2 protein-coding genes are annotated in these 2386 nt (G+C 43.3%); both read left to right on the forward strand.

The features are described from left to right. On the forward strand, positions 1-1147 hold a 1147-nt coding region (locus tag BCT81_RS26250; protein WP_198596967.1), incomplete at its 5' end, for an SLBB domain-containing protein. Beyond that, the gene (locus BCT81_RS26255) at positions 1147-1836 is read left to right on the forward strand and encodes a tyrosine-protein kinase family protein (protein WP_061034073.1); all 690 of its coding nucleotides are present in this window, start codon (positions 1147-1149) and stop codon (positions 1834-1836) included. The genes BCT81_RS26250 and BCT81_RS26255, both read left to right, overlap by 1 nt. Positions 1837-2386 lie beyond the last annotated feature (550 nt).

Here is a 2386-nt window from a genome sequence, read left to right on the forward strand (position 1 = left end):
CTTCATGGATATCTTGGCTAACGCCGGTGGACCTACTCGCTTCGCTGAGTCTCGCCAAATCCGCGTTATCAAAGCCGATGGTCGAGTACTTCGATTCGATTTAGCCGCCTATACCGAAGGCTTACCGAACTCAAACCCACCAAACATTAAAGCTGGTGATGCGATTTTTGTTCCTGAGAAAACGGATATGAACGAAAAATCTTGGTTGAAGATCGCTCCAGACAGAGCCGTTAACGTGATTGGTGAAGTAAACCGACCTGGTCGAATTGAGTGGTCAGACGAAATGAACTTCATGGGCCTACTCGCGCATGTCGGAGGACCAACTCTACGCGCTGATACTACAAAAATTGAGATTGTGACTGGCAGAAAGCTCGTGGTATTCGATTTAGATGAGTTTATTAAAAACGGTGCACCACGAGACCAAATGCCCTATATCTCTGCTGGCTCAATCGTTCGTGTACACGATTTACCGCAAGACCCATCAGACAATAAATCACAATGGGTTCGCCAAAGCTCTGATGCATCTATTTACATTTTTGGACAAGTCAACGCACCAGGCCGTTACCGTTTCACTAAAGACATGCATTTCCTAGATATCTTGTCTGCGGCCGACGGCCCTACTGGAGATGCAGACATACACAACATTCGTGTGACCCATCGTGATAAACCTTACGCCAAGGTCAGCAAGTTTAATCTGTCTTTGTATTTTGAAACAGGCGATGAATCGTTACTACCGAATGTCACTACTGGCGATACTATCTATATCCCTGAGAAGAACAAAAACTGGCTAGACAAGCCAAAAGAAGAAACCGTGCGTGTGCTAGGGGCAGTTAATAACCCCGGCCGTTATGTGTTTAACGATAACATGACGATTTTAGATATCTTAGCTGAAGCGGCTGGCCCTACTGACAATGCATACGTTGAGAAGATTACCATTGTAAATATGTCTTGTTGCCAAGGACAAGCTCGCACTTTCGACCTGGTTGAATTTAGTAAAACAGCCAACATTTATAACCTACCGGTTTTGCGCGCTGGAGACACCATTTACATTCCAGACCGTCGTGACAGTTTTATGGAAAAAGCCCGTGTAGGCCTAGAGGACATACTACGTATTACTACCACGATTGTACTAATAGGAGCGTTATAATGACTATTTCAGCAACGCATGCCGAAGTTGAGCAAATCTATTTGGCGTCTGAATTAAACGAACAACGCTCTATCTGTGTTACTGCTTGTCATTCAGGTGACGGCGTAACATCGGTCGCAACTGCCCTCGCCGAGCGTTTCTTGTTAGCGGGTCACTCTACACTGTATGTGGACCTTAACCTGTTCAACCCAGCTTTTAAGAACCTCAATATGCTTGAAGAGGAACAATCAGGTCAGCTTATTGAGCATGTTGAATCACAACGCACGTTTATCGGGGTACCCGCGCCGCAAGTCGCATCGACGCAGTTAGCATACAAAGATCCATCGACATTAAAGCAGGCTGTTGCTCAATGGCTAGTTAAATACGACCGCGTAATCATCGATACATCGCCGCTACTCAACATAAATAAAGGTAATATCCCAGCTCAATCAGTAGCAAGCGCCTGTGATTCAACGCTTCTTGTTGTCGCTTACGGAGATACATCGTCTCATCATCTCGAGCAAGCTAAGAAGCTTCTCGATGCTCAGACTATCTCCTTAACGGGCTGCATCATGAATATGAAGGATACGCCAAGCTTTGCACAAGAACTGGTTAGACAGATAAACCGAATGAAATTTATCCCAGTTAAGCTACGTGAGCGTCTAGCTAATAAACTCTATCGGAACGAGTTTTTGAACCTGCCGATGTAGAATGTATCCTGCTAGCAGGTAAATTAATGCCAATTACTACCTCAAATCGCACATTAATCGTATTTTCTAATTTTTGGCGAATTTAATATAGAAAATACGATTTTTGCGACCATTCAATGCATTTCATACACATAATTAGTGGTCATCTCACCTTGAAAACGCCTCAAAGATCAACACAAACCGGCTAACTTTGGTGGTAATGTGACACAGCCTGTTAAAGTGCCATGTAAATAGAGTCAAAGATGGAATTCGTACGAATATTCCCTAAGATTATAAATAGAGGTGGTTTTTGACGAATTTGTAATAGTTTGACAAAGTTATCCGATGGCGGTGAAACACCGTGGATAAATCAAGCAAATCACACTTATGCTTTGTTGCTGTATTGGTTTGCTGATTGATTCACACACTTCCCCCATCCCTCCTTCTGCTCAAATGGTTCAAAACATGGAAAGGATCACCATCGAGCAATTCAGTTAGTCAACAGACCTTGACTAGCTCGGTTGTATTATTAAAGAGAAAGGAAACTCAATATGAAATACAAGTTAAGCTC

It is taken from the genome of Vibrio sp. 10N.261.52.A1, assembly GCF_002876325.1.
Lineage (GTDB): Bacteria > Pseudomonadota > Gammaproteobacteria > Enterobacterales > Vibrionaceae > Vibrio > Vibrio chagasii.

What these genes read in the sequence shown, in the direction of transcription:
- BCT81_RS26255 (WP_061034073.1), top strand. Translation starts at nt 1,147, where the DNA reads ATGACTATTTCAGCAACGCATGCCGAAGTTGAGCAAATCTATTTGGCG.